1 protein-coding gene is annotated in these 2,943 nt (G+C 36.8%); it reads right to left on the bottom strand.

Annotation, left to right across the window (positions count from 1 at the left end; genetic code table 11):
• On the bottom strand, nt 1–2,926 hold a 2,926-nt coding region (locus AC2A07_RS19595), incomplete at its 3' end, for a hypothetical protein (protein ID WP_484051786.1).
• Between the last annotated feature and the right edge of the window lie 17 nt (nt 2,927–2,943).

Below are 2,943 nucleotides of genomic sequence, written 5' to 3'. Positions count from 1 at the left end.
CAAGAAAATCAGTTGATTTTACTTCGTATGGAAGTACGAGTCCTGAAGTTTTTGTATCTGCCTGTGACTGGGAAACGGGATAAAGAGTTTCTGTCTTCGCCAGTGTTTTAGTTGTACCTCCAACAGTTTGAGTCGTTGTTGTTTCCAGAGGAATACCGGTCATATTTTTATTGATCATCAGCTGATTCCCTTTGTCCTGAGCATAAGCGTAAGAAGTTTCACTGGTCACGCCGTCGCTGTTCGTGGTCTTCTGTCTTGTAACTTGATGATGGTAAGGACTTAAACTGCTGTACTGGTTTTTAGTTATTATTTCCTTTCCATTGAAGTTTTCTCTGACTTCTTTTGAATAATCAGGATCATCAAAGTTTTTGAAAGTATAGTAAAAAAATTCTGGTCCTAAATAAGTTGGACTGGCCGCGATCGCCATATAGGCAAAATCTTTTGGCTTGATTACCCTGTCAAAATCAATTCCTTTTATATATTGTAAATCCTTACCTATATAAGAAACATTTTGATATTCAAACGACTCCTTTTGTTTGTCCGCATAATTTATAAAAAGAGGTTTTCCGTTTAAGGGGTTTTCATAGCAGGGGACAGAACTGGAAGTCAGGGCTCCTCCCTGACCATAGTTAAAAAAACAGGATCCCAGATAGCTTCCCATCAAATACATGTTATTAAAAGTATGGGAAATATTGTTTCTTTCATTCGTAAGCTGATTTATTCTATACTCTTTTGCATCTGTGTAAGATATTAAAGATCCGTTTCCTGTCTGCATGGGAAATCTGCTCTGCGAAGTAACAAAGAGCTTACCCGGAGTGGACTGAAGAAAATCCAGTTCGAATAGAGAAATACCGCTTTCAATACCTTCGGATGTGTAATCGTATTCTTTTATATTTGGATTTACATTATTTTCATAGTTTTCAATTCTTTTAATCCTTAATCCTCCAAAGGGAACTTCGGTACCATACTGAGTAATTCTGGCCATCGTTGTATCAATTACTTTGTGAGTGATGGTAATGTTTGCTTCATGTTGGTTATGGTCAAAGACCTGAGAGCCTGAAGATGATTTACCGGCATACAATTCAACTTTTAATTTTAGCCCATCCGTCAGCTTATTTCTTGGGATCTGTACTATTCTTGATACATTATTCCTTAATAAGGCTTTTGGGATAATAATTTGATTATTATGATCTATGACCGAATAATAGATAGCGCAGCTGTTGCTTAACGGAAGCGAATCATCAGGATAAATACACTGATTGGTATTTGTAAATAATTCAAGGGGCTGCATGGAAGTCGTCGTTATTTCACCTGCATTAATAGGTAAAGGGTATTGATAGACCTTATTGAGCAGGGGGGTAATATTCTCATTGGTTGAGAAAAGATGTTCCTTAACAATAAATGGGATGATATCATGGATTTTTTGCTGTTGCAAATTATTGTAATCATAAAAAACACCCCTGTTGCTTTCAAACTGGAATTTGGTTTTTCCTCCTGTCGGATAAATGATTTCTTCCAAAGATCCTGCTTTTGTAAAAAGAGGTTTGACATCCCTGTTATTTTCTTCCGTCATGACCAGATCAATACTTGGCGTCAGGCCGGGATTGCTGTCCTGTCCATTATAATATCCCCACCAGTCTCTTGCAAAAGACAAACGGCCGGGCAAAGCCATGGCATTGTAATTAAATTGATAGGATAATGGTTTCTGCGTTTCAGTATTAAAGCTGATTTTTCTGAGCATCAGTCTTTTTGAAATATCATTGTCATTTTTAAATCGGTTACAGGTGTATTTAGGGGAAGCAGGGGCACTTATCATGTAATCATACTCAAAAGACACCCGGTTTATTAAGCCTGCTTTATTTTTAATATCAACAGTACTGAGTTTTTTACCGTAAGTAGTGTAATCCAGACGGCTGTCTTTATTAAAAATGACTTCTCCAAAATCACCCCATATTCTGCTGATGTATAAATTTCTGCCTTTGGTTTTAGAATAATTGCTGTAAACTGTATTTCTTGCTTCATTAGGAAAAGCTGTTTCGTCAACTGAAACCGTTTTTGTCTGATTCACTAAATCACAGTCTTCATATAAAACAGGATCATACTCGAAATTTAGAGTACGATTATCAGGACTTACTATTTTCGATAATGCCCATGTGCTTCTATATATCTGATCTCTTACCGGGGTTTCAGTTCCTATGGATGTTCCGCCTATCGTATAGGTATTTTGGGAAATAATAGTATTTCCCATTATGTAAACATATTTAAATCCCTGGGGGCTGGTAATTTCCCAATTCCCGGTGGAGGTACTATAGTCTATTTTATAATCGGAATCAGGGAACTGAACAAAATGACCAACGGGATGCTGGGGATCTCTCTCCTGATTAACCATAAAGGAAATGCTTTTCCCATCAGGAAGTGTTATTCTGTAATCGTCAGATTCCAAATCCAACAATCCCTCTTTGTATTTACTGTCAAGATTAATGCATTGCGGACAAGCTAATTGAATATCAGCTAAATGAACATCAGGCCCAATGGTGTTCAACAAATTATTGGCATTATCAACGGTATATTGGGTTTCGTAAAAAAAGCCATGAGGCAAATCATCAGGAACCTGTCTGACATTTCTGACCAGTGTGGGAACAGACAGATTCCATCCTAATCCAACCCAGGAAGATCTTTCTCCTACGGTTATACCTGTGGTATTATAAGATAATTTTACATCAAAATTAATATCTCCTTCTTTAATGCTGTAAATAGGAATCGAAATATCAGGACTTCCGGTATATAATGATACCGGAGTTTCAAAAGATTTTAAAATGGCATTGACTTCAGGAGGCTGGGGAGTGATGTTTTGGATATGATCCATTTTCTGCCCGTAAATATTTAAAAATATACCTGCACTGAGTATTGTAATTATTTTCTTCATCTGCGTTTTAGTGTTTT

Source organism: Chryseobacterium sp. HNCC26DJ238 (genome assembly GCF_057180465.1).
The sequence above is the reverse complement of the archived record's forward strand: the minus strand, read 5'-3'. Positions and strand labels throughout refer to the sequence as shown.